This is a genomic window from Salegentibacter flavus, assembly GCF_900115145.1.
In the GTDB taxonomy this organism is placed as follows: Bacteria; Bacteroidota; Bacteroidia; order Flavobacteriales; family Flavobacteriaceae; genus Salegentibacter; species Salegentibacter flavus.
The window spans coordinates 107,714-133,544 of sequence record NZ_FOVL01000011.1; the positions used below are offsets into that span (position 1 = coordinate 107,714).

The window sequence follows — 25,831 nt, forward strand, 5'->3', positions numbered from 1 at the left end:
GCTTCTGATTTCGGAAGCTTTTTTATTATGCTTTTCGGCTTAAATTCGGCGTATGTATTCAGAGAAAATATTTTCGGTGAACAACGAAGCAGAATTCAAGGATCTGGCTCTCGAGATATTTGTCTTTCAATACCATAATAACAAAGTCTACCGTCAATTCTGTGATCTGTTGAAGAAGAGCCCCGGAAAGCTTAAGAAGTTGGAGGACATCCCCTTTTTGCCAATTGAATTTTTTAAATCGCACCGCCTGATTTCTTCTAAATCAGAACCTGAAATTGTTTTTACCAGTAGTGGCACCACTGGAAAACAAAGCAGCAAACATTACGTAACAGATTTAAGTATTTATGAAAAAAGCTTCTTTAAGGCTTTTGAAAATATCTATGGAAATCCTGAAGATTTAGTTATCCTGGCTCTTCTACCTTCTTACCTGGAACGCACCGGATCTTCCCTTATCTACATGGCCGATGCACTTATAAAGAAAAGCCAACACCCCGAAAGTGGATTTTATCTTAATAATCTCGATGAATTAAAACAAACATTGGAAAAAGCTGAATCAGCGGGAAAAAAAACCCTGCTTATAGGAGTCTCTTTTGCACTGCTGGACCTGGTAGAACGCCACAGGTTTAATCTTAAAAATACTATTGTTATGGAAACGGGAGGGATGAAGGGCAGGCGTAAGGAAATGATTAGAACTGAACTCCACCAAATTCTCTGTGAAGGCTTTGGAGTTGCCACCATCCACAGCGAGTATGGGATGACAGAATTACTGTCACAGGCTTATTCTACCGGAGATGGAATATTTGAATGTCCGTCGTGGATGAAAATACTCATCCGCGATTCAGAAGATGCTCTTAGCCTCCTTCCAGAACAAAAGACCGGAGGTATAAATGTTATCGACCTCGCCAATTTTAACTCTTGTTCATTCATCGCTACCCAGGATCTAGGCAGGAATACAGAAGCGGGAAAAACAGAAATATTAGGCCGTTTCGACAATTCCGACATTAGAGGCTGCAACCTTCTAATCCTCTGATTACCAGAATTAAACCTGAACACCAACTAAACAAATGTAAATTTTACGTTAAAGTTGAAAATCTGCTGTAATTTTCTGAAATTATATCGACTCAATATATGTAAGATGTAAATAGAATAAACTCTATCAATTCTTACAGGCTAAGTGAAATTTTTTCATATTAGATTGGTTAGTTAGTTGCAAGCCCCGTAGACGCCCTGTTTACGGGGTTTTGTATTTTCACTATACCACCCTGATAATGTAAGTATTTTTCTTTCCCTTATTCAGGATTATATATTTCCCGTTTATCAAATCATCTGTAGTTAATTTGTAATCTTCTTTTACTTTTTCCTTATTCACCGATACCGAATTTTCTTTGAGTGCACGTCGAGCCTCCCCGTTGGATTTAAGGAACCCGGTTTCTGCGGAAAGCGCTGCGATCATATCCAGGCCATCTTCTATAAGGTCTATAGAAACCTCTGCCTGGGGAACCCCTTCAAAAACATCTAAAAAAGTAGTTTCATTTAAAGATTTAAGATCATGGGCTGTACTTTTTCCGAAGAGAACCTCAGAAGCTTTCACGGCATTCTCAAAATCTTCACGGGAATGAACAGTCACTGTAATCTCCTCAGCCAGGGTCTTTTGTAATTGTCTTAAATGTGGGGCTTCCTGGTGCTTTTCAACAAGTTTTTCAATTTCCTCCCTACTTAAAAAAGTAAAGATTTTAATATATCTTTCGGCATCAACATCACTGGTATTTAACCAGTACTGATAAAATTTATAAGGAGAAGTTCTTTGTGGGTCTAACCAAACATTTCCACTCTCGGTCTTCCCGAATTTTGTTCCGTCGGCCTTTGTGATCAGGGGACAGGTAAGCGCGTAACCTTTCCCGTTACCAATTCTTCTTATCAACTCGGTACCCGTGGTAATATTCCCCCACTGGTCGCTTCCGCCCATCTGCAGAGTACAATCATGCGCTCTGAACAAGTGCAGAAAATCATAGCCCTGAACCAGTTGATAGGTGAATTCGGTAAAAGACATGCCTTCAGCCGCTTCAGAGGATAATCGCTTCTTTACAGAATCTTTGGACATCATATAATTTACCGTGATATGTTTTCCCACATCTCTTATGAACTCCAGAAAGGAGAAGTTCTTCATCCAGTCATAATTATTAACCATTACTGCGGCATTTTCAGCATCACTTTCAAAATCCAGGAATTTAGACAACTGGTTTTTAAGAGCTTCCTGATTATGCTTCAAGGTCGCTTCATCCAGAAGGTTTCTTTCTGCCGATTTCCCCGAGGGATCACCAATCATTCCAGTGGCGCCTCCTACCAATGCAAAAGGTTTATGTCCGCAAAGCTGAAAATGACGAAGCATCATAACGCTCACCAAGTGACCTATGTGCAGTGAATCGGCTGTTGGATCTATACCTACATAGGCAGCCCTCATCGTTTCGGCTAAATGTTCTTCGGTGCCGGGCATCACATCGTGAACCATACCCCGCCAGGTAAGTTCTTCTACAAAATTCTTGGTCATAATTATATTTTTGAATGCAAAAAGAGCCGTAAAGATACCATAAACTCTTATTTTTCCTAAGGGCTTTCCCTATATTTACGACATGATTTTAATCACAGGAGCAACAGGATTGGTAGGCTCACATTTGGCCTTTGAGCTTGCGAAAAAAGAAGAAAAAATACGGGCATTATTCCGAAGTGAAAGCAAACGGGATCGTGTAAAAGATATCTTTTCATATTATACAACTTCTGAAAAAGCCTCAGAATATTTCCAGAGAATTGATTGGGTTAAAGCTGAAATTAACGACATCCCGGCACTGGAAAAAGCTTTTGAGGGCGTGAAACAGGTATTTCATTGTGCTGCTTTGGTTTCTTTTAATCCGGCTGATGCACAGGCTCTAAGAAAAACAAATATCACCGGCACTGCCAATATTGTAAACCTATGTATTGCCTTTAAGATAAAGAAGCTATGCCACGTAAGCAGCGTAGCCAGTCTGGGCAGGGATATAAAAAAACCTGAAATTGACGAAACTACCGAATGGAATCCTGAAGGGAATCACAGCGATTACGCTATTTCCAAATATGGTGCAGAAATCGAGGTATGGCGTGGTTCACAGGAAGGAGTACCAATAGTTATTGTAAATCCGGGAATAATTATAGGTCCGGGATTTTGGGATTCTGGTAGCGGTCCCATCTTTACTCGAATCCAAAAGGGTTTGAAATATTATTTTTCAAAAACCACCGGTTTTGTAGGAATTGGAGATGTGGTTAAAACCATGCTACTTCTAATGAATTCTGAAATAAAAAACGAAAAGTACGTAATTGTTTCAGAAAATATCAATTTCAAAAGAGTGATGAAGGGAATAGCTCGCAACCTCAACAAACCCGTCCCAAAGAAAAAACTGAAAAAATGGATGCTTTGGGTTGGTTGGATCGGCATGAAAACAGGAAGCATCTTTGGAATTAAGCGCCAGATCACAACCAGCACGATTAAAACCCTATTTGAAGATGCCCATTACAGCAGTGAAAAGATAAAAAAGAAACTCGATTATGAATTTACTCCGATAGACAAAGTAATTTCAAAAACTGCGGCTATTTACAAAGAAGAAATTACTGCACCTCGATAGAACGCGGGTTGATAAGACTATCCAATTTCCTGTCCTGCTCCAGTTTTAAGGAATCGCTTTTTACCTTCAAGGAATCTATTTGAAGACTATCAAGACCTTCTTCGGCGGCCAGAATAGAATCATTAACTTTCCGCTCCACTTCCCTAATAGAATCCAGTTTATCCTTCATGCTCTGGAGATTTTCTTTTACCTGACGATAGATATTTTCATACTGGGTATAATTTTCAGCATAAAAAGCATTGCTTTGCTCAAATTGTAAACTATCTATCTCGAATTTCTCGTAAATATATTCTTCCGGTTTAATGCCGGTAGCTTCAAACTTACGTTTATTAAAGTTACGGGCAGAAGTCATAATGGAAATCTCGGTTAACACTTCCACCATTTTATCTTCAGCAATAAGATTATCAGGTTTTTTAGTCTTCTCAACATTCTGGCAGGCAGAGAAAACCACTGTGAAAATTAAAAGAAATAGTCCTTTTTTCATATTATCGGTCAAATTCTATTCTTTCTGCCACCTTTGCAAAAGGCTGATGTTTAAAGTTCTTGTAAACAAGATTACCATTAACGAAAGTATGGGTTACACGGGATTTAAAGGTTACTCCCTCAAAAGGAGACCAGCCACATTTATACACAATATTATCTGGCTGCACTGCCCAGGGCGCATTGAGATCAACCAGTACCAAATCGGCTTTATAGCCCTCCCTAATAAATCCGCGATCCTTTATCTGAAAAAGTATTGCCGGATTATGGCACATCTTCTCGACAATTTTTTCGAGCGAAATTTTACCCTGATGATGTAACTGAAGCATCGCAGGGAGTGCGTGTTGCACCAATGGGCCCCCACTTGGAGCTTTGGTATAAGGATTTTTCTTTTCTTCTTTGGTATGCGGAGCGTGATCTGTAGCTACCACATCTATACAATCATCTAAAAGTCCCTTAAGCAAGGCTTCCTGATCTTTTTTGGTCTTTACAGCAGGGTTCCATTTAATAAAAGTTCCCATCTTCGCGTAGTCTGAATCGTTAAACCACAAATGGTGAATACAAACCTCGGCCGTGATTTTTTTATCTTTCAGAGGCTTTTTATTGCTAAAAAGTCCTATTTCCTTTGCGGTAGAAAGATGAAAAACGTGTAACCTGGCTCCTGTTTTTTTAGCAAGTGCTACAGCTCTCGAAGACGACAGGTAACAAGCTTCTTCACTTCTAATCTTTGGGTGCAGTTCTATGGGGATATCATCTCCATAACGCTCTATACATTCCTGAAGATTTTTCTGAATTGTTTCCTCATCTTCACAATGAACCGCGATCAACAAGGGAGATTTAGAAAAGATCTCTTCTAAAACCTTCTCATCGTCAACCAGCATATTTCCGGTAGAAGACCCGAGGAAAAGTTTTAATGCTGCAGTTGTTTTGGGATCTACCTTAAGTATTTCCTCGAGGTTATCGTTAGTGCCTCCAAACATAAAGGAATAATTGGCGTATGAACTCTCGGCAGCCAATTTGAATTTTTCCTCCAGAAGTTCTATGGTCGTGGTTTGCGGTAGGGTATTGGGCATTTCAAAGAAGGAAGTAATCCCACCGGCTACAGCAGCTTTTGATCCTGTTTCAATCGTGTCTTTATGGGTAAGCCCCGGTTCCCGGAAATGCACCTGATCATCAATTAGACCCGGCAGTAAATATGTGCCTTCAGCATCAAAAATATTCACATCAGGCGATTTAGGACTGATGCTCTCCCCAATCTCTACAATAATCCCATCTTCAATAAAAACATCGGCTTCCCTGATCTTCCCTTCGTTAACAATACGAGCATTCTTGATTAAAACCTTTTTCATTACAATTTATCTTTTTTAAAAAGACTTTTTATTTTCATAAATATTACCCCAAAAACGGCTTCAGAAATAATTCCACCGCTCATTTTAGAAGTTCCCTGCGTCCTGTCGGTAAAGATGACGGGCACTTCAGTAATTTTAAATCCAAGCAAATGTGCTTTAAATTTCATTTCTATCTGGAAAGCATACCCCACAAACTGGATACGATCCAGATTAATTGTCTCAAGTACCTTCCGGTTGTAACATACAAATCCCGCCGTGGTATCGTGAATATTCATCCTGGTGATTAACCTCACATATTTTGAGGCCAGCCAGGACATAAGCACGCGATTCATAGGCCAGTTTATTACATTTACCCCGGTTGCATATCGCGATCCTATCGCCACATCGGCTCCTCCCCGCTTGCAGGCGTTGTATAATCTTATTAAATCATTAGGATTATGAGAAAAATCAGCGTCCATCTCAAAAATGTAATCATAGGCTTTGTTCAATGCCCATTTGAACCCATGAATATACGCTGTCCCCAATCCAAGTTTGCCGCTTCGTTCTTCCAGAAACAAGCGGTCGTGATATTCTGCCTGGAGTGTTCTAACTCTGTCGGCAGTTCCATCAGGAGAATTATCATCTACCACCAAGATATCAAATTTGTGCTTTTGAGAGAAAATATTTCTAACAAGCTTCGCTATATTTTCAATCTCATTGTAGGTGGGTATAATGATTATCCCCTTTATCATTCCGATTTTTTTTGCACAAATGTATACATTTTAAATCTTCATTTTCTTCAGAGATATAATCTCCGGGTTAACATCAAAATTTTACATTTGTAAAAAAATCCATTTGCAGGCAATTGAACGACATGTAGAATCTTTAGACTGGGCAAGCCTTATCCTACTCGGCGCATTTATTCTATTAAGCCTTGTTAAAACCGCCTATCCACAGCGATTTGAGGATTTTATTTCCCTGTTAACTTCGAACAAATTTATGGTGTTTAGAGGAAAGGAGTATAAGGCTTTTCATCCTTTTAACATTTTAATGTTTTTAGTGAATATTTTATCGGTTTCCTTATTTTTATTTTTGGTTTTCGAACTGCTATGGCCGGGAACACTACCTGCCAGCCCAAGTATTCTTTTTATAAGGATTGCAACAGGATATGCCAGTTTTATTTTGTTAAAATTCGGAGTAGAGAAGATTATTGCCAATATTTTTGATCTGGACAGGATAATAGACTACTACCTTTACCAAAAGCTGGCCTACCGGAACTTTATCGCCCTGTTGTTATTCATTCCTTTATTGTTTTTTTTCTACGCCTTCCCCCCTACAGCACTTGTTCTATATATAATTTTCGGGTTGGTAATTCTTACTAATATTATAAGCCTGGCGACCATCTACAAACAAAATCAAAACCTTATTAGGTCTAATTGGTTCTATTTTATTTTGTACCTTTGCGCTCTCGAAATTGCCCCTTATATTATTTTGTATAAGCTTATTACAATTTAAATAGGATCAAATTAAAGTATTGATATATGAAAGTGAAAACAATTTTGGTTTCCCAGCCAGAACCTAAGATAGAGAATTCACCTTATTTTGAGCTTGAGGAAAAACAGCGAGTAAAAATTGATTTCATTCCCTTTATCCACGTTGAGGGGGTTCCTTCCAAAGAAGTAAGGCAACAAAAAGTTGATCTAACCAAGTATACTGCAATAATCCTTACCAGCCGAAACGCCGTAGATCACTTTTTTAGAATTGCTGAAGAAATGCGCTTTAAGGTGCCAGACACCCTAAAATACTTTTGTTTGAGTGAAGCGGTAGCCTACTATCTGCAAAAATATGTGGTGTACCGTAAGCGTAAGATTTATGTTGGAAAAAGAACATTTGCCGAACTTTCTCCGCTAATCAAGAAATACAAGAACGAAAAGTTTCTTTTACCTTCTTCTGATATGCTGAAACCAGATGTACCTAAGACCCTTAATAAACTTGGGGTTGAATGGAAACAGGCTACTTTTTACAAGACGGTAGTAAGCGATCTTTCTCACTTGCGGAATGTAACTTATGATATCCTGGTATTTTTTAGTCCCAGTGGAATTAAATCACTGTTCGAGAATTTCCCTGATTTTCAACAAAACGACACCCGCATCGCGGTTTTTGGAAATACAACAATTAAAGCAGCCAAGGACCACGGGCTAACCGTGAACATCAAAGCTCCTACTCCGGAAACACCTTCCATGACTATGGCCCTTCAAAAATATATTAACGAAACAAATAAAAAGCACGCTTAAGTTTAGCTTCCATTTGTTTGTAAATAAAAAATCCGGTGTTGTCATAACACCGGATTTTTTTGAATCCAATTAACTAATTAAAAATCACGAAACAGGACCTCCTGAGATTATTTCAGGATTGGCATTTTCCTCATATTTTTTAAAGTTCGATTTAAATGATTTAGCCAACTCATTGGCTTTTTTATCATAGGCATCTTTGTCTTCCCAGGTATATCTTGGGTTAAGAACTTCCGCAGGTACTCCATCACAGATTACCGGCATATTCAATCCAAAAATATCATGTTTGGTATAATCAACATCTTCAAGTTTACCTTCCAGTGCTGCATTAATCATAGCCCTAGTGTATTTGAGTTTCATACGGTTCCCTATTCCATAAGGTCCGCCAGTCCACCCAGTATTTACGAGCCAAACGTGAACGTGTTCCTCTTTCATTTTATTGCTTAACATTTCAGCATAACGAGTGGGGTGAAGAGGCATAAAAGGAGCTCCAAAACAAGCCGAAAAACTTGGTACAGGCTCATCTATTCCCGCCTCGGTGCCGGCTACTTTTGCTGTGTAACCACTAATGAAGTGATACGCAGCCTGTCCCGGAGTCAATTTACTAATAGGAGGCAGCACCCCAAAAGCATCGGCGGTAAGGAAGAAAATATTTTTAGGATTTTTACCTACTGAAGGTTCTTTGATATGATTTATATGATGAATTGGATAACTAACTCTTGTATTCTGAGTAATTGAAGTATCTTCAAAATCTACTTCTCCATTCTCATCTAGGATGACATTTTCCAGAATAGCACCAGGTTTAATAGCGTTATAGATATCTGGTTCATGTTCCTTGGTAAGATTTATGACTTTTGCATAACAACCACCTTCAAAATTAAAGATAGTATGTTCCGGCGTCCAGCCGTGCTCATCGTCACCAATGAGTTTTCTTTGCGGATCGGCAGAAAGGGTGGTTTTCCCCGTTCCTGAAAGTCCAAAGAAAATAGCCGTTTCTCCATCATCCCCAACATTAGCCGAGCAGTGCATTGGCAAAGTATTTTTATCTACGGGTAGAATAAAATTAAGCGCTGAGAAAATTCCCTTTTTAATTTCACCGGTGTAACCGGTACCTCCAATTAAAGCTATTTTTTTGCTGAAATTGAGAATTGCAAAATTTTCAGCCCGGGTACCGTCCACTTCGGGATCGGCTTCGAAGCCTGGTGCATTGAGAATAAGCCAATCTTCTTTAAAGTTTTTAAGCTCCTCTTCTTTGGGTCTTAAAAACATATTATAGGCAAACATATTAGACCAGGGGTATTCGTTCACTACCCTGATGTTTAACCTGTATTTATCTTCGGCGCAGGCATATGCGTCTCTGGCATAGATTTCTTTTCCTGACAAATACTCTGTGACCTTTTTATACAGCTGGTCAAACTTCTCTGGTTCAAACGGGATGTTGATGTCTCCCCACCAAACTTCGTCTTTGGTAACTTCATCTTCTACAATAAATCGATCCTTTGGGGAACGCCCGGTAAATTTACCAGTGTTTACGGCTAATGCTCCTGAACTGGCTTCAACCCCCTGTCCCTTTTCAATTGTAATTCGATGTAATTCTTTCGGACTTAATTGATAGTGAAGTCTTGCGTCTTTGATCCCGTACTCCTCTAACGAAATCGTTTTCGTAATTTGGGTGTTTGCGAACATAAATTATTAAGTGTGTGGTTTGTTTAGGCCTACAAAATTATAAATCTTATGCAGAATAAAGAGTTTGCCCCGGCATTTTATTCATTTTTTAACGAAATAAATTTTACCCCTAAAATTAGCCATGCAAGTATTAGTAGGGTTCCCCCTACGGGCGTAATCAATGCAATGCTTTTAAAGTCGAAGGATGTGAGATCATTTGTAGCCAGTAAATAAATAGATCCCGAGAACAATAATACCCCGGCAACAACAAGATAAAAAACACTTGTTAACTTTTTAAGACCTTGAATTTTGAACCCTCCAATTATTAAGAGTAGGAACGCATGATAGATTTGATATTTCACCCCTGTTTCAAAAGATTTGAGTGAAGACTCCTCCAAAAGCGGATTTAAGCCATGGGTGGCAAAAGCTCCGATTATAACTCCCAAAAGACCAAAAATACTTCCCGCAACCAAAAATCGCTTATCCATCTATTAATTTTTTATGAAGTAAAGATTTAATACATTCGTTACCACTACACAAAATTAACTTATTTTATGAGAGAAATTTTAATAATTGGCGCGGGAAAATCTACTTCCGTGCTTATCAACCACCTGCTCGAAAATGCAGAATCTGAAGACCTTTTTCTAAGAATTGGAGATCTGAATCTTGAAACTGCGCAGAAAGCTACCCAAAACCATAAACGTTGTGAAGCCCTGGTCCTGGATGTCTTTGACCCTGCCAGCCGGGAAGCTGCAATAAAAAAGGCAGATATTGTAATCTCTATGCTTCCGGCCAGGTTCCATATTGAGGTTGCCCGGGACTGCGTGAAATTCAAAAAAAATATGGTCACCGCCTCTTACATTAGTAAAGAGATGAAAGCTTTGGATGAAGAAGTAAAAAAGAACAATCTGGTCTTTATGAACGAAATTGGTGTTGATCCCGGAATAGATCATATGAGCGCTATGCAAGTTATCGATCGGATTAGGGATAAAGGTGGGAAAATGCTCATGTTTGAATCATTTACCGGAGGCCTGGTGGCCCCTGAAAGCGATACCAATCTCTGGAATTACAAATTTACCTGGAACCCCAGAAATGTGGTGGTAGCCGGCCAGGGAGGGGTTGCCGAATTCATCCAGGAAGGAAAATTTAAATACATCCCTTACCATAGATTATTCCGAAGAACAGAACTTCTTCAAATTGATGACTATGGGAAATTTGAAGGATATGCCAACAGAAATTCCCTGGATTACATGAGCATTTATGGTCTGGAAGATATTCTTACACTTTTCCGAGGCACTATAAGGCGCGTTGGTTTTAGTCGTGCATGGAACATGTTCGTACAACTGGGAATGACCGATGATAGTTTCGAAATGAGTGATTCAGAAAATATGAGCTACCGCGAATTTGTGAACTCATTTTTACCCTATTCCCCCACTGATTCTGTAGAACTTAAACTTCGGCATAATTTAAAGATCGATCAGGACGACCTGATGTGGGAAAAATTGCTGGAGCTTGATATTTTCACTGATAAAAAGAAAATAGGAATTAAAGATGCCACTCCCGCACAGGCGCTTCAGAAAATATTGATGGAGAAATGGTCTCTCGCGCCAGACGATAAGGATATGATCGTGATGTACCATAAGTTTGGCTATGAATTAAATGGCGAAAAAAAGCAAATAGATTCTACTATGGTGCATATTGGGAAGAACCAAACCGAAACCGCTATGGCAAAAACGGTAGGTTTGCCCTTAGCCATTGCTACAATAAAAATCCTTAATAAGGAAATTAGTACTCCGGGAGTGCAACTACCAATTAAAAAAGAGGTTTATGAACCCATCCTAAGAGAACTAGAAAAATACGATATCATTTTCAAGGAAAAAGAATCTGAATACCTGGGATATAACACCTTTGGAGAAGTAGGTAATTAATAGTTATTTTAGCCTTACCAAAAATCACTTTAATGAAAGTAGTAAACGAGAATGTTGTAGTAGATGGCATAGATAAAACCATTCTAAATCATCTGATGGAAGATGCCAAAAAGCCTATCCTGGAGATCGCACGAAGCATTGGGATTACGGGGGCAGCTGTACATCAGCGTTTGCGAAAACTTGAAAAAAGCGGATTGGTAGAAGGCTCCAAACTTATTGTAGACCCCCGCGTGCTGGGCTTTAAGACCATGGCTTTTGTGGGGGTCTATTTAGATAAAGCCGTTAGTAATCCTCAGGCTGTAAAAAAACTAAATGAGATCCCTGAGGTAATTGAGTGCCACTACACCACAGGAAACTGGTCTATTTTCCTTAAAATTCTTTGCAGGGACAACGAGCATTTAATGCAAGTACTCAACAAAGATATTCAGGCTATAGAAGGAGTTTCAAGAACAGAAACTTTCATCTCGTTAAATCAGCAAATTAAGCGACAAATTAAGATCTAATATTTGGATTAATTCTAAATAAGAATTAATTTTGGTGCCAGGATGAATACACTTTTCAAGGCCCATAATTTCACTTCTTACCAATGCGACAGCTCGCGAGCTTTTCATATTGATTTTGACCATAAACTGATTAAACTCAGTTTTTGCCAGTTACTCGCTTTTCGGGAACAGATTAAAAACATAGATCTCGAAACTCATTTTAGCGGAAGGAACAAACACGGTATTGAAATTCTAGTTTTGTGTAATCGCTCGCACATCTTCATTTTTGACACTTTTGAATGCATCGCCCTTAAAGATCTCATGGAGGGTACATTTGCTATGCTGGAGCTTAATTCGCTTCTTACAGCAGGGGTTTAATTCCTCTTTTAGGTTTAGACTCTTTCTAAATTCTACTGAAAATTAGGTGCTTAATCGCTTTTTGGCTAAATTTAGAAAAAAGAAATATGAAAGATATAGTAAGACAGAAATTAAGCATAAACGTAGAGATCATGGATATGCTTAATAAGCAGATAGAAAAGGAAGCGGTTTCCTCTTCGGCATACCTGGCTATGGCCTCGTGGTGCGATCATAACGGATTGGAAAACAGTGCCGCATTCTTTTATGAGCAATCATCTGAGGAGCGGGAACATATGTTGAAGATCTTTAAATTCATAAATGATAACGGCGGTACCGCCTATGCTCCTGAAGTGAAAAGCGTAATGCACGAATTCAATTCCCTTGAGGAGATCTTTGAAGCTGCCCTGGACCAGGAAATAGAGATCACCCAAAGCATTCATAGCCTCGTTCAGAAATGCAGAAAGCTCAACGATTTTACCACCGAATATTTCTTGCAATGGTTCGTGAACGAGCAGATGGAGGAGGAACAACTTATGCGCAGAGTGCTGGAGTTATTCGACCTGATGCGTGATGAACCGCTAAAGTATATAGACGAACGAATTCCCGGACTAAGGGAAGAATAATCATAAAGGCCGCTTCTAAAGCGGCCTTTATTCTTTCAGGCTTACATTTTATCGGCAGGGATCTTAGTAAGTTCGGCTATAGCAAAGCCCTCGATCTCTATGGAAATAAGGAAAAGGCTTTCTCCGGGAATAACATCTACAATTCTAAAGTTTTCAAGATAACCCGACAGGCTTATTTCTTCTGAAGGTTTTATATGCTCCTCCAGTTTCTGATTTATCTCTCTTAACTGTTTCTCGATATGTGGAGAGAAATCCAGTTTCATCCTCTTTTTAAGCTTTTCGTAAATAAAAGTATTAGCCACAGCCTGCAAGCTTTTATCCATAAGCCAGTTATTACTTTTCCCTTCCAGTTTATAATCTTTTACCATTATCTCCTGCTCTTCAGGGTCAAATTCAATGGCTAAGTGCAGGAATATGCGTCCTTCCTTATTTTTAAACAGGGAAGTGAGGGTTTTAAATTTAATATCCAGCGCTAGATCATATCCCTCTTTTTCACTCTTCATTAGGGCGGCATCTAAAATGGTTGCATAGGTAGAAACCTCGCCATCTTTCCCTTCTGTTTCAATATTCTCACCTACAAGTTTATTCCGCAAGGCCTCATCAAGAACCTTAAAGCTTATTTTAACCGGTAACCGAATGGAAATTTTATCTTGTAATGAATTACTCATAGGTGTGTTTTACTGATTTCACTTCCTAATTTAGAAGTTATCTTTCAAAAACCGGTAATATTAAATCAGCTTTATACTTCCAAAAGTAAAAAATAAGATTTTGTTAACTTAATACAGGAAGAAAGGGCTACTCCAAGCATAAGAAAGCTCATGATTCTATAAAATCATGAGCTTTGGCTTTCTTTTATCCCGGCTTAGAGATCAAATTTTACTTTAAAATTCCCATCGGAAATAAACTTTCTGGAAAGATCGATACCGTTATGACCCTGAAAAGAAAACCTTCCGGTAAGATAATTCCCGTCATCTTCTAAAATCTCGATCAGGTTCTGGGAATTACCTTTAATATTAAGCCATTCTCCTTCCCCCTGTCTGTACTTAATCCAGCTACCGGGGAAATTACTGCTACCTAGAGAATAGGAATTGTTTCCAATATAATTAGATAATCTAAACTCAATGCTTTCTCCAGAGGCGGCACCAACCCGTAACAAAACATCAATACTACCGGTGTGAGTAACATATTTCTCACAAGAAATTTTTCCCTCTTCCCCTTGCACAAATAGATCTATCCCATCTATTTTAGCAGTTAAAAACTCTTCTTCATCAATAAGTTGTAATGAATCGTCATCATTATTACAGCCAACAAGAAGACACATCATCAAAACAAGGGGGGCTGCGAATTTGTGGGTGAATTTTTTCATAATAAAAGAACTTTAGTGATTACAGATTTTTAAGCTCTTTAAAATTAAGATATTACAAACATTCAAAACAAGGGTGATTTCACCCTAATTTACTGTATTTCAGTTTTTTAACTTTTGTTCAGCATTTATTTCAGAAATTGTCACCTGAGAAATATTCATAGCATATAAGGCAGTTCTATATGCGTATTGAAAGAATTATAGAGTACTCATCTTTTTTATAAACGGAATTTGATTCACGAACATCAACCAATTCAATTTTTGAAAGCTCATCATGAAATTACTTTAATTCTTCTTATGAAAGTTTAATGTCCAAGCGACAAGCTCTTCTTCAAGGTTATGAAGCTTAATGATTCCGGAGATAGGAACTATAAAAGGTATATGAGCTAGTAATCCGGCAAAAAAGAATGTACCGAGCATTCTCTCTTTTTGCACAGATTCGAATAAGAAAAAGAAGGTCTATATTATTTTTTATGGCTTCCGGGGTGAAATTGTCTATTTCAGCAAATCCTGATTCTTCTGCAAACCTGCTGTTTCATTAAATTTATCGGTTAAAAAACCTCTGCAGACGCTTGCACTTCCCTGATTAGTGTTGACCGGTTTTAATATTTTTCCAACAAGCTTAACGGGCAACCGGAAATTCAAGTCGTATGGTAGCTCCAGCTTCCCTGTTTTGAAATACTTGGATCTTTCCGCCATGTAAAGTCATGATCTGCTTACAGAGACTCAATCCAATGCCACTCCCTGTTTCTTTGGTGGTAAAAAAAGGAACAAAGATCTGGTCCATGACCTCAGGAGTAATACCCGTACCGTTGTCCACTATCCTGATAAAGGTCCTACGATCGGGTTTTTCTTCTGCTATCACGTCAACGACAGCATCTTTCGTTCCTTTGCAGGCTTCCACTGCATTCAGGATAACATTGATCAATACCTGCTCCAAAAGATAGGAATCTGCTGTGATTTCAAGGTCTTTCTGACTCATTTTATACCTTAATCTAACCTTCTTGTCATTGATCAAGGATTTCATTAGGTGTTCAATATTTCTGAAGAGTTCAATAACCGGGATCTTTTCGGGATTGAGGCTGATAACTTTATTCAGGCTACGGTAGGTTTTGGCGAACTTCATAAGTCCTTCACTGCGTTTCTCGATACTTCGGAGACCCGCATCCAAATCTTCGATCTCGAGGTCAACTGTTTCGGGATCATTTTGAAAGGCCTGTACCTGCAACTTAAGTGTATTTGCGAGGGAGGAGATGGGCGCGATGGAATTCATGATCTCATGGGTCATTACACTCAACAACTTTTTCCAGGCATCAGATTCGGTTTGGTTCAGGGTGGCTTCAATATTATGAATCACCACAAGCTTATAGGAAAACTCCCCGATATCGAACAAACTGTTGGAAAGTAAAACTTTCACGTTTTCCTCGTGAACCTTTAGTTCCACCGTCGCGGGTTTCTCATAGAAATTTTCAAAAAGAAGATCAAAAACTCCATGATTTCTAGCCTTTATAAAACGAACATTCTTAAAGGAAGGAAAACCCAGGATATCCTGGAAAGAATCATTCACCCACAGCACAGATCCACTATTAACTTCATAGGCTAAAAGTCCGATATCCACCATTTCAAGGATCTTCTGCAGGTACAGGTACTGAGCCTCCTTTTCTGAATTCATTTTCCTCACCACTTCATTGACTGTATTAAAACCCCTGTACAATCTTTGAATATCGGTTGTTTTTTTGTCCTCTACATATTGCCGGGAAAAGTCCCGGTATTTGACCGCTTCAAAGAAATCATCCATCACTTCAAACCTCTTTCTCAAAAACCTGAAAAGTTCATAAAGGGAAACTATACAGGCGAATAAAATTATTGCGCTGTAGGTCCACTTTCCGGAAAGTGCGAAAAAGACAGTCAAAGTCAAAAAACCTGCCAGGATCAGAATCCTAAGGAGGATGCTAGTATGGTAAGTCCTAAAGGTCATATTTCTCCAGTCTCCTGTACAGTGCCGTACGGGTTATCCCAAGCTCCTTAGCCGATCTGGAAATATTCCCTTTGTTCTTATCGATCACCTTCAGAATAGTATTCTTTTCAACGGTTTCCAATCGCAGGTCATTCATTTTCTCCTTTTGTACCGCATTTTCAATAGCTGAAAAGGAAAGATCTTCTGCATTGAGAATATTAGTTTCCGCCATAATCACAGCCCTTTCGATCATAAATTGCAGTTCCCGGACATTGCCGGGAAAAGGATGGGATTTCAGCTTTTTCCAAAAATCGGTTTCAATTTGAAAAGGTCCTTTTGAATATTTTCCAGAATAAAGATCAAGAAAATGTCGGGTCAGTAGCGTGATATCAGTGCCTCGTCTCCGCAACGGAGGAATGATCAAGTCAACTGTATTGATGCGGTAAATAAGATCTTTTCGGAATTTTTCCTCATCGGAGAGCTCCGAAATATGGAGATTGGTCGCACAAATCAATCGAATATCAATCGGAATAATCTCGTTGGATCCCAGCGGGGTGATATATCTGTTCTGTAAGACTGTGAGTAAACGCGCCTGCTGCCTCAGACTTATATTCCCGATCTCATCGAGAAAAAGTGTGCCGCCCTGGGCTGCCTCAAAACGTCCTTGCCGGTCCTCTCGGGCATCGGTAAAGGCCCCTTTTTTATAACCGAACAATTCACTTTCAAACAAACTGGAGGTTAGAGCGCCCACATCCACTTTTACGAACGGCTTATCTTTTCTGTTTGAATTTTCATGAATGGCTCTGGCGATAAGATCCTTTCCAGTTCCATTCTCCCCAAGAATAAGAATATTGGCATCTGTAGGTGCCACTTTTTTTATCTTTGAAAATACGGCCTGGATTTCGTCACTCTCCCCAATGATCTTACCTCCTTCTACTACGGATTTTATTTTTTCCTGGCCCGGGGTTTTACGCTTGCGCAGCACCTCGGTTACCGAGTCTATCATCTTTTCGTTTTTCCAGGGTTTAACGATAAAATCTGAAGCACCCTCCTTCAGAGAACGAATAGCTACATCTATATCTCCATAGGCAGTGATGAGAATTACACTGGTTTCAGGGGAAAGTTCCCTGATTTTGTTTAACCAGAAAATACCTTCATTTCCAGTATTGATGAGTCCGTTGAAGTTCATATCAAGGATGACCGTGTCGAATTTATTTTCCGATACAAGACCCGGAAGGTTGCCGGGATTTTTTTCCACAACGACTTCTGCAACAAGCGGCTTTAAAAGAAGTCTTAAAGCTGTAAGCACGTCGACATCATCATCGATCACCAATATTTTTGATTTCCGGAGCTGCATAAATACAATATTAACATATTTTTTGATGCTTCCGGATAATTACTAACAAGAAAATGAATCTTTACAAAATTGTATTAAAGCCGAACACAAGCTGTATCAAAATCGAACACTGTTGTTTAATGCTTTTTATCTAAAGCATTGAAAAGTAGGTACATACGTTTTTGGCACCATCTTGAATTACATAAAAGAAGAAATAATTAAACTCATGGACATACATCTCGAAAAAAGACGTTTCACTCCCAAAAAAATTGGGATCATTATCGCAATAATTTTAACCCTTGCCTTACTATTCTTTGCACTTCTTTCTTCTACAGGAAATGCTACTCTTAACGTAGACAAGGAACGTATCACCATAAGTGAAGTCCAAATAGGGAATTTTCAAGAAAATATTCCGGTTAACGGGGTAGTACTTCCTGTCAAGACAATTTATCTGGACGCGATGGAAGGTGGAAGAGTAGAAGAAAAATTCGCTGAAGACGGGGCGATGATGAAAAAAGGTGATCCTATTATCAAATTATCGAATACCGATCTTGAATTGAGCCTGGTAAATCAGGAAACAGCGGTTTACAACCTTCTTACTCAAATGCAGATCTCCCAGAATGCAGCCAGACAAAATACCATCAACAAAAGGAATAACCTTACTGATGTTGAAAACAGCCTTGTGGAAGCCCAAAGAAAATATGAACTGAACAAGAAGCTCTATGAAAAAGGGGCTGTAGGGAAACAGGATTATCTGGAAACTGAGAACAATTACAACTATCAGAAAGAAAAGTTTCAGCTAGCCAAAGAAGTACTGGCACAGGATTCCCTTTCAAGTCAGCAGGAATCGCAGCAGGCAAAAGAGTCTTATGAAAGGACCCGAAAAGCCCTGGAGCTGATGAGAAAGAAAGTGGGAGATCTTATTGTTAGGGCGCCCATAGACGGACAACTTACCGCGCTGGATGTTGAAATAGGCCAGTCAAAATCAAAAGGAGAACGCCTGGGCCAGATCGATGTGATAAGTGGTTATAAAATACGGGCCCAAATAGATGAACATTACATCTCCCGGATCTTTAACGGGCAACGCGGAAATTTCATTTTCAACGGAAAAGATTACGAACTGGAGATAAGGAAAGTCTATACACAGGTTTCCAACGGCCGTTTCCAGGTGGACATGCATTTTGCTGAAGAGGTGCCGGAGAACATCCGTCGTGGACAAAGTCTTCAGGTAAAACTTTCTCTAAGCCAGGAAAAAGAAGCGGTACTAATCTCTAAAGGAGGATTTTTTCAGGAGACCGGCGGGAACTGGATCTATAAGCTTTCCGAAGATGGGGAAACTGCTTATAAGATTCCTATACAGTTAGGAAGCCAAAACACCAGGTATTACGAGGTTATTGAAGGCCTGCAGCCAGGAGACCGCGTAGTGACCTCGAGCTATAGCAATTTTGGAGACTTTGAAGAACTCGTTTTGAATTAATATTAAAAAACCGGAATCGGGAGTCGCTGATGCCAGCTCTGCCTGAACCAATCAAGAATTTATAAAAACTAAAAAATACGAATCATGATCAAGATCACAAACCTCGAGAAGTTCTACAAGACAGAAGAAGTACAAACATTGGCACTGAACAAGCTGTCATTTGAAGTAAAAGAAGGCGAATTCGTAGCGATAATGGGACCTTCCGGTTCTGGTAAATCTACTTTACTCAACATCCTTGGAATGCTGGATGACTCTGATGGAGGAAGTTTCCTTTTTAATGGTGAAGAAGTTTCCGATTATAATGAAAGAAAAAGAGCCCACCTTAGAAAGCACAATATTGGCTTTGTCTTTCAAAGTTTTAATCTTATTGATGAACTGAGCGTTTTCGAAAATGTGGAATTACCACTTATCTACACCGGAATAAAACTAGCGGAACGCAAAGAGAAAGTACACAGTGTACTTGAAAAAATGCAGATCATGCACAGAAGGAATCACTTTCCGCAGCAACTTTCGGGAGGACAACAGCAAAGAGTAGCCGTTGCCAGGGCTGTTGTGAACAACCCCAAGATTATACTTGCCGACGAGCCAACAGGAAATCTCGACAGTAGTACCGGAAATGAAGTAATGGATCTTCTTTGCGAGCTGAATGAAGCGGGAACCACGATTGTGATGGTAACACACAGCGAACACGATGCCAGGTTTAGTCACCGAATCATCAGGATGCTAGATGGACAGAAAGTAACCGAAAACTTAAATGTTTTAGTTTAAAAATCAATCAATCAATCAAGAAACGATCATGTTAAAGAATTATATAAAAATCGCGTGGAGAAATATCTGGAATAACAAAGGATATACTTTTCTCAACATCTTTGGTTTGGCCATTGGGATCACCTGTGCAGCACTTATTCTACTGTGGATAGATAACGAGATGAGCTATAACGAGTATTTTGCTGACTATGAGGATATTTATACTATAAAGAACACTCAGACCTACGGGGACGAAACCTTTGTGTTTGAGGCCACGCCGGGACCACTGGCTGAACTTATGAGAAACGAGATCCCCGGTATAGGAAATGTGAGTCGTAGCGCCAGTTCTGAATCGCTTTTCTCACATGAAGAAAAGAACATTCACCAGACGGGAAAATATGTGGAGCCAGAGTTCTTTGAGATATTTGAGCTTAAATTCATACAAGGAGATCCATCAACAGCATTTCACGACCTGCATTCCATTGTAGTGACCGAGTCTATGGCTAGGAAATTCTTTGGGTCTGGGGATGTGCTGAATAAGACCCTGAGACTGAACCAGGGTCAGAGTTATGTGATTACAGCAGTCATAGAAGATCTCCCAGAAAATATTTCTCCACGTTTCCGATTTAGCTGGTTATCACCGTTTAAAAATTACGAGAATGCCAATGAGTGGCTACAGGGCTGGAATAACGCAATTCAAACCTATGTCAAACCAGAGGCAAATGCTGACATCGTTTCCCTGAATGAAACCCTATATGGCTTTATTCAGACTAAGCTTGAGGATTCTGAATCACACCTTTCACTTTATCCCATGGACCGCTGGAGGTTGTACAATGAATTCGATAAAAATGGTCTTGAGAAGGAAGGAATCTTTAAATACGTACGTTTATTCGGGATCATAGCGGGAATAATTCTCATCATCGCCTGTATCAATTTTATGAATCTGGCTACTGCAAGATCAGAAAAAAGAGCCAGGGAAATAGGAGTCCGAAAAGTCTTGGGAGCACAAAGAAAGATGCTCATCGTCCAGTTTCTCAGTGAATCTGTACTATTGGCCTTTCTGGCTACCTTACTTTCCATTGCCCTGATTTATATCTTCCTACCGCCTTTTAACGATTTGGTGAACAAGCAACTAATTTTAGATCTGTCAGATCCTCTTCACCTGGGAGCCCTACTGATGATCACCATTATCTCCGGAATATTCGCCGGAAGTTTTCCATCTTATTACCTGTCTTCTTTCAATCCCGTGAAAGTGATCAAAGGGATTAAATCAAAATCGAGCAGCGCCGCCTTTATTCGGAAAGGCCTGGTGGTATTCCAGTTTTCTATTTCTATCATCCTTATCATTGCGACCGTTCTGGTGTACCAGCAAATCAATCATGTAAAGAACAGGGATTTAGGGTATGATAATGAAGGGCTTGTTTTTTTACCCGCCAATGAGAATATTAAAAAGAATTTTCAGGCCATAAGTAATGAACTAATTTCCTCAGGTGCGGCCAATGAACTTAGCCTGAGCGGACATACTCCTGTAAATATAGGATCTAACGGAGGTGGGTTTCAATGGCCGGGGAAAGATCCTGAAAATGATGTCCTGGTCTCCATGGAGTCAGTAAGCCCAAGCTATATTAAGACGAGCGGAATGGAATTGATCAGCGGGCAGGATTTCAATCCCAATGTGGAAGCCAATGAATCACAGGTGATCATCAATGAAACCCTGGCGAAAATGATTGATAAAGAAAATGCCGTAGGGAAGGTGATCACAAGGGGAGACAGCCAGGCGACAGTGCGCGGAGTGGTTAAGGATTTTGTCTATAATAATATATTTGGAAATGAAACCAGTCCCTTAATATTATATCCATCCAGCCAGGATTTTAATCACCTGGTCATAAATATTGATCCCGATAAAAGAAGTACAGCTGTTTCTGCCATTGAAAGAGTGATGGAAAAATACAATCCTGGCTATCCTACCGAATTGATCTATGCTGATGAAAAGCTGGAAGAATTCATGAGCAATGAAAACATGGTGGGAAAATTGGCCGCCATATTTGCAGGGCTTGCCATCATTATTTCATGTTTAGGACTTTTTGGTCTTGCCGCCTTTACTGCCGAAAGAAGGATCAAAGAAATTGGGATCAGGAAAGTATTGGGAGCCAGTGTAGGCAGAATTACAACCCTATTATCTGTAGATTTTATGAAACTTGTACTGATTTCCTGTCTTATCGCGTTTCCGCTGGCATGGTGGTTTGCCCGGAATTGGCTTGAAAATTATCCCTACCGCATAGACATAAGTATCTGGATTTTTGTCGTTGCCGGGTTGCTGGCTTTTCTCATCGCATTTTTCACCGTGAGTTTCCAGGCTTTAAAGGCAGCATTGACTAATCCTATTAACAACCTGAGGACTGAATAGTAGTAAAGGAATCAGGCGTTCGATTTAACGAATCCTGATTCCTGATATTTTTAATGTGCTCTTAAAACCAATATTTTGAAACAATTCGTAATCCTTTCGTTCCTCTTTTTTTCATTAACAGCTTTTACACAGGAACTAAGCCTTCAGGAATGTGTAGATCTTGCACTTCAAAACAATATTGCTCTTAAACGCAGTGAACTTCAAAAGCACACTGCAGAGATCAATTTGAAATCGACCCGGTCAGGCATTCTGCCTCAGTTGAATGCCAGTTATAATCTTGGAATCAACAATGGAAGAAGCATAGATCCCTATACCAACGACTATATTGATCAACAGCTCAAATTCAGTAGCGCGGGGCTCAGTCTTTATAATCAGCTTTTCAAGGGATTTGAACTCCGGAATTCCATTCAACGCGACAGGTTTAATCTACAGGCTTCCGAAGCGGAAACCGAACAAGCACAACAGCAGCTCATTTTGGATGTAACCCTGGCATATTTTCAGATCCTGAATAACCGCGACCTGCTGCAACTTGCAAGACTGAGACTTGAAGCCACCAAAAAGCAAACTGACAGACTGAAAAGCCTCTATGACCAGGGAGAAGGAAACCCTGCAGATTTTACAGATATCCTGGGGCAAATAAGCAATGATGAGGCCAGTGTGGTCGATGCAGAAACTCAGCTGGAACGGTCGGTGCTGGAATTAGCCAACTTGCTGAATCTGGATACTCTACCCAAAGTACAGGAAATAGCATTTTTGGCGGAATTGGAAAAGTATAAATTGTCTGCGACTGAGGTCTATGAAGACGCGTTGAACAATTTAGCTACTATTGAAGCAAAACGTTTACGGATCGAAGCTTCGAAAGAAGACGTGCAGGTTTCCAGGTCTTTTTATTCCCCGGAAATATCCCTTTTCGCTCAGCTGCACACCAATTATTCCAGCGTGGCCCGAACTTTCAACGAAACAGGCACAAGGCTTGTGGAGACGGGCAATTTTATCACTTTAGATGAGGTCAATTATCCGGTAAAAACGAACCAAACCCTATTCACGGATGAAAAGATCGGTTACCTGGATCAGTTAAACAACAACCTGAATTCTGTGGTAGGTGTTGCCGTTGACATTCCGATATTTAACGGACTTAGAGCAAAGCGAACCGTAAAGCTAAAGAAGATAGAATTGGAGGATTCGAAGCTGGAACTTGAGGATACAAAAAATGATCTGCAGCAAGAAATCAGGATGGCCTGGAACCAGATGCAGGCTTCCTACAGGAATTATCACCTCTTGCAGGAGCAAGTGGAGGCTTATGAAAAATCATACCAGGTTAATGAGGTCCGTTTTACAAACGGGGTATCAAATTTTGTGGAGTATATCTTCAGCAAAAACAATCTAGACCGTGCCAGGATCAATATGGCAAATGCCAGATATGAATACATGATAAGAGTGAAAATACTGGAATATTATAGGGGAGCATAAAAATTGATTTTCATGCTAAGCAAATCAAGTGACATGAGATTTTGTTTTCCTCAGAATTAAATAGATTTTGCCCAGTCCACAACAATTAGGCTTGATCCGATTTTTTTCTATTTAGACTAACAACAATTTTTGCATAATACCAAAATCCCACAACTTTTGGACTTGATCCCAACTTTTGGACTTGATCCCCTATTCTGTACTATACGAAATAAAAAAAGGCTCCACATTTCTGTGAAGCCTTGTCTTTGCTAGTAGCGGGAGCTGGACTCGAACCAGCGACCTTCGGGTTATGAGCTTGAAACTTAACATAGTCAAAATCACACAAAACCCAACATAATCAACTGTTTACAAGATATTTAATATTTTTTTAAAACCAAATAAAACCATTTAAAATCAAATTATTCTGTACCTATTCTGTACCCCTTTTTTATTATTATGGTTATCTTAGTATAATCTTAAAAGGAGATATTATGGCAAGTATCAAAATTGTTCGACGAAGAAATAAACAAAAAAAAGACGGTACTGCTCCACTAGCACTAAGAATAAGCGAAAATTATAAAACAAATTATAAGTTTTTGGGGCAGTATCTTCTTGAAAAGGACTGGGATAGTGTTGCCGGGAAAGTCAAGAGAACCTATCCAAATCACAAAAAGCTAAACAACTTTTTGATGAAAAAGTTGACAGAAGCTAACGATCTTTATTTTGATTCTAAAGATGAAAGTATTACGCCAAAACAAGCTAAGCAAAAATTAAAAGGGCCAGGCGGATCTAAATCATTTTTTTTAGTTGCAGCCGAACGGGTTAAGCGTAAATACGATCGTGGAACTTTTTCAGTAGCCAAATCTGAGCTTTCTATATTATATAACATTGAAGAGTTTCTAATGCTTAAATCCTCATCACCCAAAAAGAAGGTGACTTCAGATATCAAACAAAGAAGAAAGGACAGGGTTAGCAAGTCCCGTAAAGGCGAATATTCTTTTATGGACGGGATTAATCATTTCAAGAAAAACAAAACCTTAAAATTCCGGGATATCGATCAGGCATTTATAGAAAAATATAAAACTTTCTGTTCAGTTTATTTAAATCAGAAAACTCGCACTATTACAAATCAGTTAATTTTTATAAGAACCCTTTTTAATATTGCTATTAAAGATGGGATTGTTGCTTCTAAATTTTATCCATTTGCAGGAGAAAAAGAAAGAATACGGATTGGTTCTAGCAATAAAATCGGTCTTACGATTAAGGAAATCGAAAAAATAGAATCATTAAGATTTGAACCTCAATCATCAATCTGGCATACACATAATGTGTGGTTAATTGCTTTTTACTTTGCTGGAATACGTATCTCTGATGTTGTGAAATTAAGGTGGTCAGATTTTAATGATAATAGGCTTTACTATATTATGAATAAAAATGAAAAGCCCCTAAGTCTTAAAATTCCGGATAAAGCCAATACCATATTAAATTATTACAGAAAGAACCAAGCAGAAAATAATGGATATGTCTTTCCTTTCTTAAAAGATGCTAATTATAAAGATGAGGAAGATATTTTTAGAAAGACAAGAAATGCAACAAAGCTGTTTAATAAATATTTGAAACGGATAGCCAGCCAATGCGAAATTGATAAGAATTTATCAAATCATATTGCTCGTCACAGTTTTGGGAATATCGCTGGGGATAAAATACACCCCTTAATGCTACAAAAGCTTTACCGACATAGTGATTTAAAAACCACCCTGAATTACCAGGCCAATTTTATTCATAGAGATGCAGATGATGCACTGGACAGTGTAATCAATTTTTGAATTCAATAATGATTATTGTTCTAAATTATTTTCGATTTTAAATACTTGTAAATGGAAATAATATTCCTGTTATAAAAGATGAGGAGCTCGAGGATGAGAATTTATAAAAATGGATCTAAGAAAACCCTGGGGAGTGTTAGCTCAACTCTGTCTCCTTCCTCCTCCGGGGGTACCCCCGGAGGAGGAAAATTTAGCTTTTCGTTTTATTGGTTGCTAAATCCAACTCCAGTCGGCCTTCAAATTTAATGGCTAATTGTTGAACTACCAAGCCCCAATTCTGCAGTGGAGCGTTCCATTTCTTTTCAATTCTTTGGATAGCCAGATAAACCAGCTTCAATAACGCCATATCATTAGTGAAAGCTCCTTTGGTCTTGGTTACTTTTCTTACCTGCCGGTGAAAACCCTCTACGGCATTAGTAGTATATATGAGCTTCCTAATGGGCGCCGTATACTCAAAATAGG

24 protein-coding genes are annotated in these 25,831 nt (G+C 39.1%); 13 read left to right on the plus strand and 11 right to left on the minus strand.

The genetic code is table 11. From position 1 onward, the window contains the following. Positions 1-52: 52 nt before the first annotated feature. Positions 53-1,030: a LuxE/PaaK family acyltransferase gene (locus BM266_RS10020; protein ID WP_093409066.1), complete on the plus strand. Its 978-nt coding sequence runs from the start codon at positions 53-55 to the stop codon at positions 1,028-1,030. Positions 1,031-1,252: 222 nt separating this feature from the next. Here BM266_RS10020 and tyrS read toward each other — a convergent pair whose 3' ends face one another. Continuing rightward, positions 1,253-2,548, minus strand: a complete 1,296-nt coding sequence (gene tyrS / locus BM266_RS10025; RefSeq protein ID WP_093409069.1) for a tyrosine--tRNA ligase — start codon at positions 2,546-2,548, stop codon at positions 1,253-1,255. A gap of 82 nt (positions 2,549-2,630) precedes the next feature. Between tyrS and BM266_RS10030 the strand changes: the two genes are divergently transcribed. After that, complete coding sequence (locus tag BM266_RS10030) at positions 2,631-3,653, plus strand: SDR family oxidoreductase (RefSeq protein ID WP_093409071.1); 1,023 nt, start codon at positions 2,631-2,633, stop codon at positions 3,651-3,653. Here BM266_RS10030 and BM266_RS10035 read toward each other — a convergent pair. From BM266_RS10035 to BM266_RS10045, 3 genes are read right to left on the minus strand one after another with little or no spacing between them, the layout of a single operon-like run. Further along, on the minus strand, positions 3,637-4,137 hold the full coding sequence (locus BM266_RS10035) for a DUF4296 domain-containing protein (protein WP_139220621.1): 501 nt from the start codon (positions 4,135-4,137) through the stop codon (positions 3,637-3,639). The genes BM266_RS10030 and BM266_RS10035 overlap by 17 nt on opposite strands. 1 nt (position 4,138) lies before the next feature. Then, positions 4,139-5,482: a dihydroorotase gene (locus tag BM266_RS10040; RefSeq protein WP_093409077.1), complete on the minus strand. Its 1,344-nt coding sequence runs from the start codon at positions 5,480-5,482 to the stop codon at positions 4,139-4,141. Beyond that, positions 5,482-6,213, minus strand: a complete 732-nt coding sequence (locus BM266_RS10045; RefSeq protein WP_093409079.1) for a polyprenol monophosphomannose synthase — start codon at positions 6,211-6,213, stop codon at positions 5,482-5,484. The genes BM266_RS10040 and BM266_RS10045 overlap by 1 nt, the downstream gene beginning before the upstream one ends. A gap of 103 nt (positions 6,214-6,316) precedes the next feature. Here BM266_RS10045 and BM266_RS10050 point away from each other — a divergent pair, with 103 nt between their 5' ends. Next, complete coding sequence (locus BM266_RS10050) at positions 6,317-6,976, plus strand: DUF4271 domain-containing protein (RefSeq protein WP_093409082.1); 660 nt, start codon at positions 6,317-6,319, stop codon at positions 6,974-6,976. A gap of 26 nt (positions 6,977-7,002) precedes the next feature. Beyond that, the gene (locus BM266_RS10055; protein WP_093409084.1) at positions 7,003-7,755 is read left to right on the plus strand and encodes a uroporphyrinogen-III synthase; all 753 of its coding nucleotides are present in this window, start codon (positions 7,003-7,005) and stop codon (positions 7,753-7,755) included. Between the two features lie 84 nt (positions 7,756-7,839). On the opposite strand, the gene pckA is transcribed toward BM266_RS10055, so the two are convergent. Both pckA and BM266_RS10065 read right to left on the minus strand, forming a co-directional pair. After that, positions 7,840-9,438, minus strand: coding sequence for a phosphoenolpyruvate carboxykinase (ATP) (pckA, locus tag BM266_RS10060; protein ID WP_093409087.1), 1,599 nt, complete (start codon positions 9,436-9,438; stop codon positions 7,840-7,842). Between the two features lie 77 nt (positions 9,439-9,515). After that, entirely contained in the window at positions 9,516-9,905 is a 390-nt protein-coding gene (locus tag BM266_RS10065) for a DUF423 domain-containing protein (protein ID WP_093409089.1), read from the minus strand. Positions 9,906-9,971: 66 nt separating this feature from the next. Between BM266_RS10065 and BM266_RS10070 the strand changes: the two genes are divergently transcribed. The 4 genes from BM266_RS10070 to BM266_RS10085 all read left to right on the plus strand — a co-directional run bounded on the left by BM266_RS10070 (position 9,972) and on the right by BM266_RS10085 (position 12,807). Beyond that, on the plus strand, positions 9,972-11,345 hold the full coding sequence (locus BM266_RS10070; RefSeq protein ID WP_093409092.1) for a saccharopine dehydrogenase family protein: 1,374 nt from the start codon (positions 9,972-9,974) through the stop codon (positions 11,343-11,345). Between the two features lie 32 nt (positions 11,346-11,377). Further along, positions 11,378-11,848, plus strand: a complete 471-nt coding sequence (locus BM266_RS10075; RefSeq protein ID WP_093409094.1) for an Lrp/AsnC ligand binding domain-containing protein — start codon at positions 11,378-11,380, stop codon at positions 11,846-11,848. Between the two features lie 42 nt (positions 11,849-11,890). Then, a complete protein-coding gene (locus BM266_RS10080) occupies positions 11,891-12,205 on the plus strand; it encodes a hypothetical protein (protein ID WP_093409097.1) in 315 nt (104 codons plus the stop codon). Between the two features lie 86 nt (positions 12,206-12,291). Beyond that, on the plus strand, positions 12,292-12,807 hold the full coding sequence (locus BM266_RS10085) for a ferritin (RefSeq protein ID WP_093409099.1): 516 nt from the start codon (positions 12,292-12,294) through the stop codon (positions 12,805-12,807). A gap of 41 nt (positions 12,808-12,848) precedes the next feature. Here the strand turns inward: BM266_RS10085 and BM266_RS10090 are convergent, their stop codons facing one another. The 4 genes from BM266_RS10090 to BM266_RS10105 all read right to left on the minus strand — a co-directional run bounded on the left by BM266_RS10090 (position 12,849) and on the right by BM266_RS10105 (position 17,484). Further along, complete coding sequence (locus BM266_RS10090; protein ID WP_093409101.1) at positions 12,849-13,475, minus strand: DUF4403 family protein; 627 nt, start codon at positions 13,473-13,475, stop codon at positions 12,849-12,851. A 194-nt stretch (positions 13,476-13,669) separates the two neighbouring features. Then, positions 13,670-14,173, minus strand: a complete 504-nt coding sequence (locus tag BM266_RS10095) for a hypothetical protein (RefSeq protein WP_093409104.1) — start codon at positions 14,171-14,173, stop codon at positions 13,670-13,672. Between the two features lie 619 nt (positions 14,174-14,792). After that, positions 14,793-15,989 carry a sensor histidine kinase gene (locus BM266_RS10100; protein ID WP_317040973.1) on the minus strand — a complete coding sequence of 399 codons (1,197 nt, stop codon included), beginning with the start codon at positions 15,987-15,989 and terminating at the stop codon, positions 14,793-14,795. A gap of 148 nt (positions 15,990-16,137) precedes the next feature. Further along, positions 16,138-17,484 carry a sigma-54-dependent transcriptional regulator gene (locus tag BM266_RS10105; RefSeq protein ID WP_093409110.1) on the minus strand — a complete coding sequence of 449 codons (1,347 nt, stop codon included), beginning with the start codon at positions 17,482-17,484 and terminating at the stop codon, positions 16,138-16,140. Positions 17,485-17,689: 205 nt separating this feature from the next. Between BM266_RS10105 and BM266_RS10110 the strand changes: the two genes are divergently transcribed. The 5 genes from BM266_RS10110 to BM266_RS10130 all read left to right on the plus strand — a co-directional run bounded on the left by BM266_RS10110 (position 17,690) and on the right by BM266_RS10130 (position 25,369). After that, positions 17,690-18,940 carry an efflux RND transporter periplasmic adaptor subunit gene (locus BM266_RS10110; RefSeq protein ID WP_093409132.1) on the plus strand — a complete coding sequence of 417 codons (1,251 nt, stop codon included), beginning with the start codon at positions 17,690-17,692 and terminating at the stop codon, positions 18,938-18,940. A gap of 84 nt (positions 18,941-19,024) precedes the next feature. Continuing rightward, positions 19,025-19,708: an ABC transporter ATP-binding protein gene (locus BM266_RS10115; RefSeq protein ID WP_093409113.1), complete on the plus strand. Its 684-nt coding sequence runs from the start codon at positions 19,025-19,027 to the stop codon at positions 19,706-19,708. A 28-nt stretch (positions 19,709-19,736) separates the two neighbouring features. Then, entirely contained in the window at positions 19,737-22,094 is a 2,358-nt protein-coding gene (locus tag BM266_RS10120) for an ABC transporter permease (RefSeq protein WP_093409116.1), read from the plus strand. A 75-nt stretch (positions 22,095-22,169) separates the two neighbouring features. Next, the gene (locus BM266_RS10125) at positions 22,170-23,564 is read left to right on the plus strand and encodes a TolC family protein (protein ID WP_093409119.1); all 1,395 of its coding nucleotides are present in this window, start codon (positions 22,170-22,172) and stop codon (positions 23,562-23,564) included. 470 nt (positions 23,565-24,034) lie between these two features. After that, on the plus strand, positions 24,035-25,369 hold the full coding sequence (locus BM266_RS10130) for a tyrosine-type recombinase/integrase (RefSeq protein WP_093409121.1): 1,335 nt from the start codon (positions 24,035-24,037) through the stop codon (positions 25,367-25,369). Between the two features lie 190 nt (positions 25,370-25,559). On the opposite strand, the gene BM266_RS10135 is transcribed toward BM266_RS10130, so the two are convergent. Next, on the minus strand, positions 25,560-25,831 hold a 272-nt coding region (locus tag BM266_RS10135; protein ID WP_139220622.1), incomplete at its 5' end, for a transposase.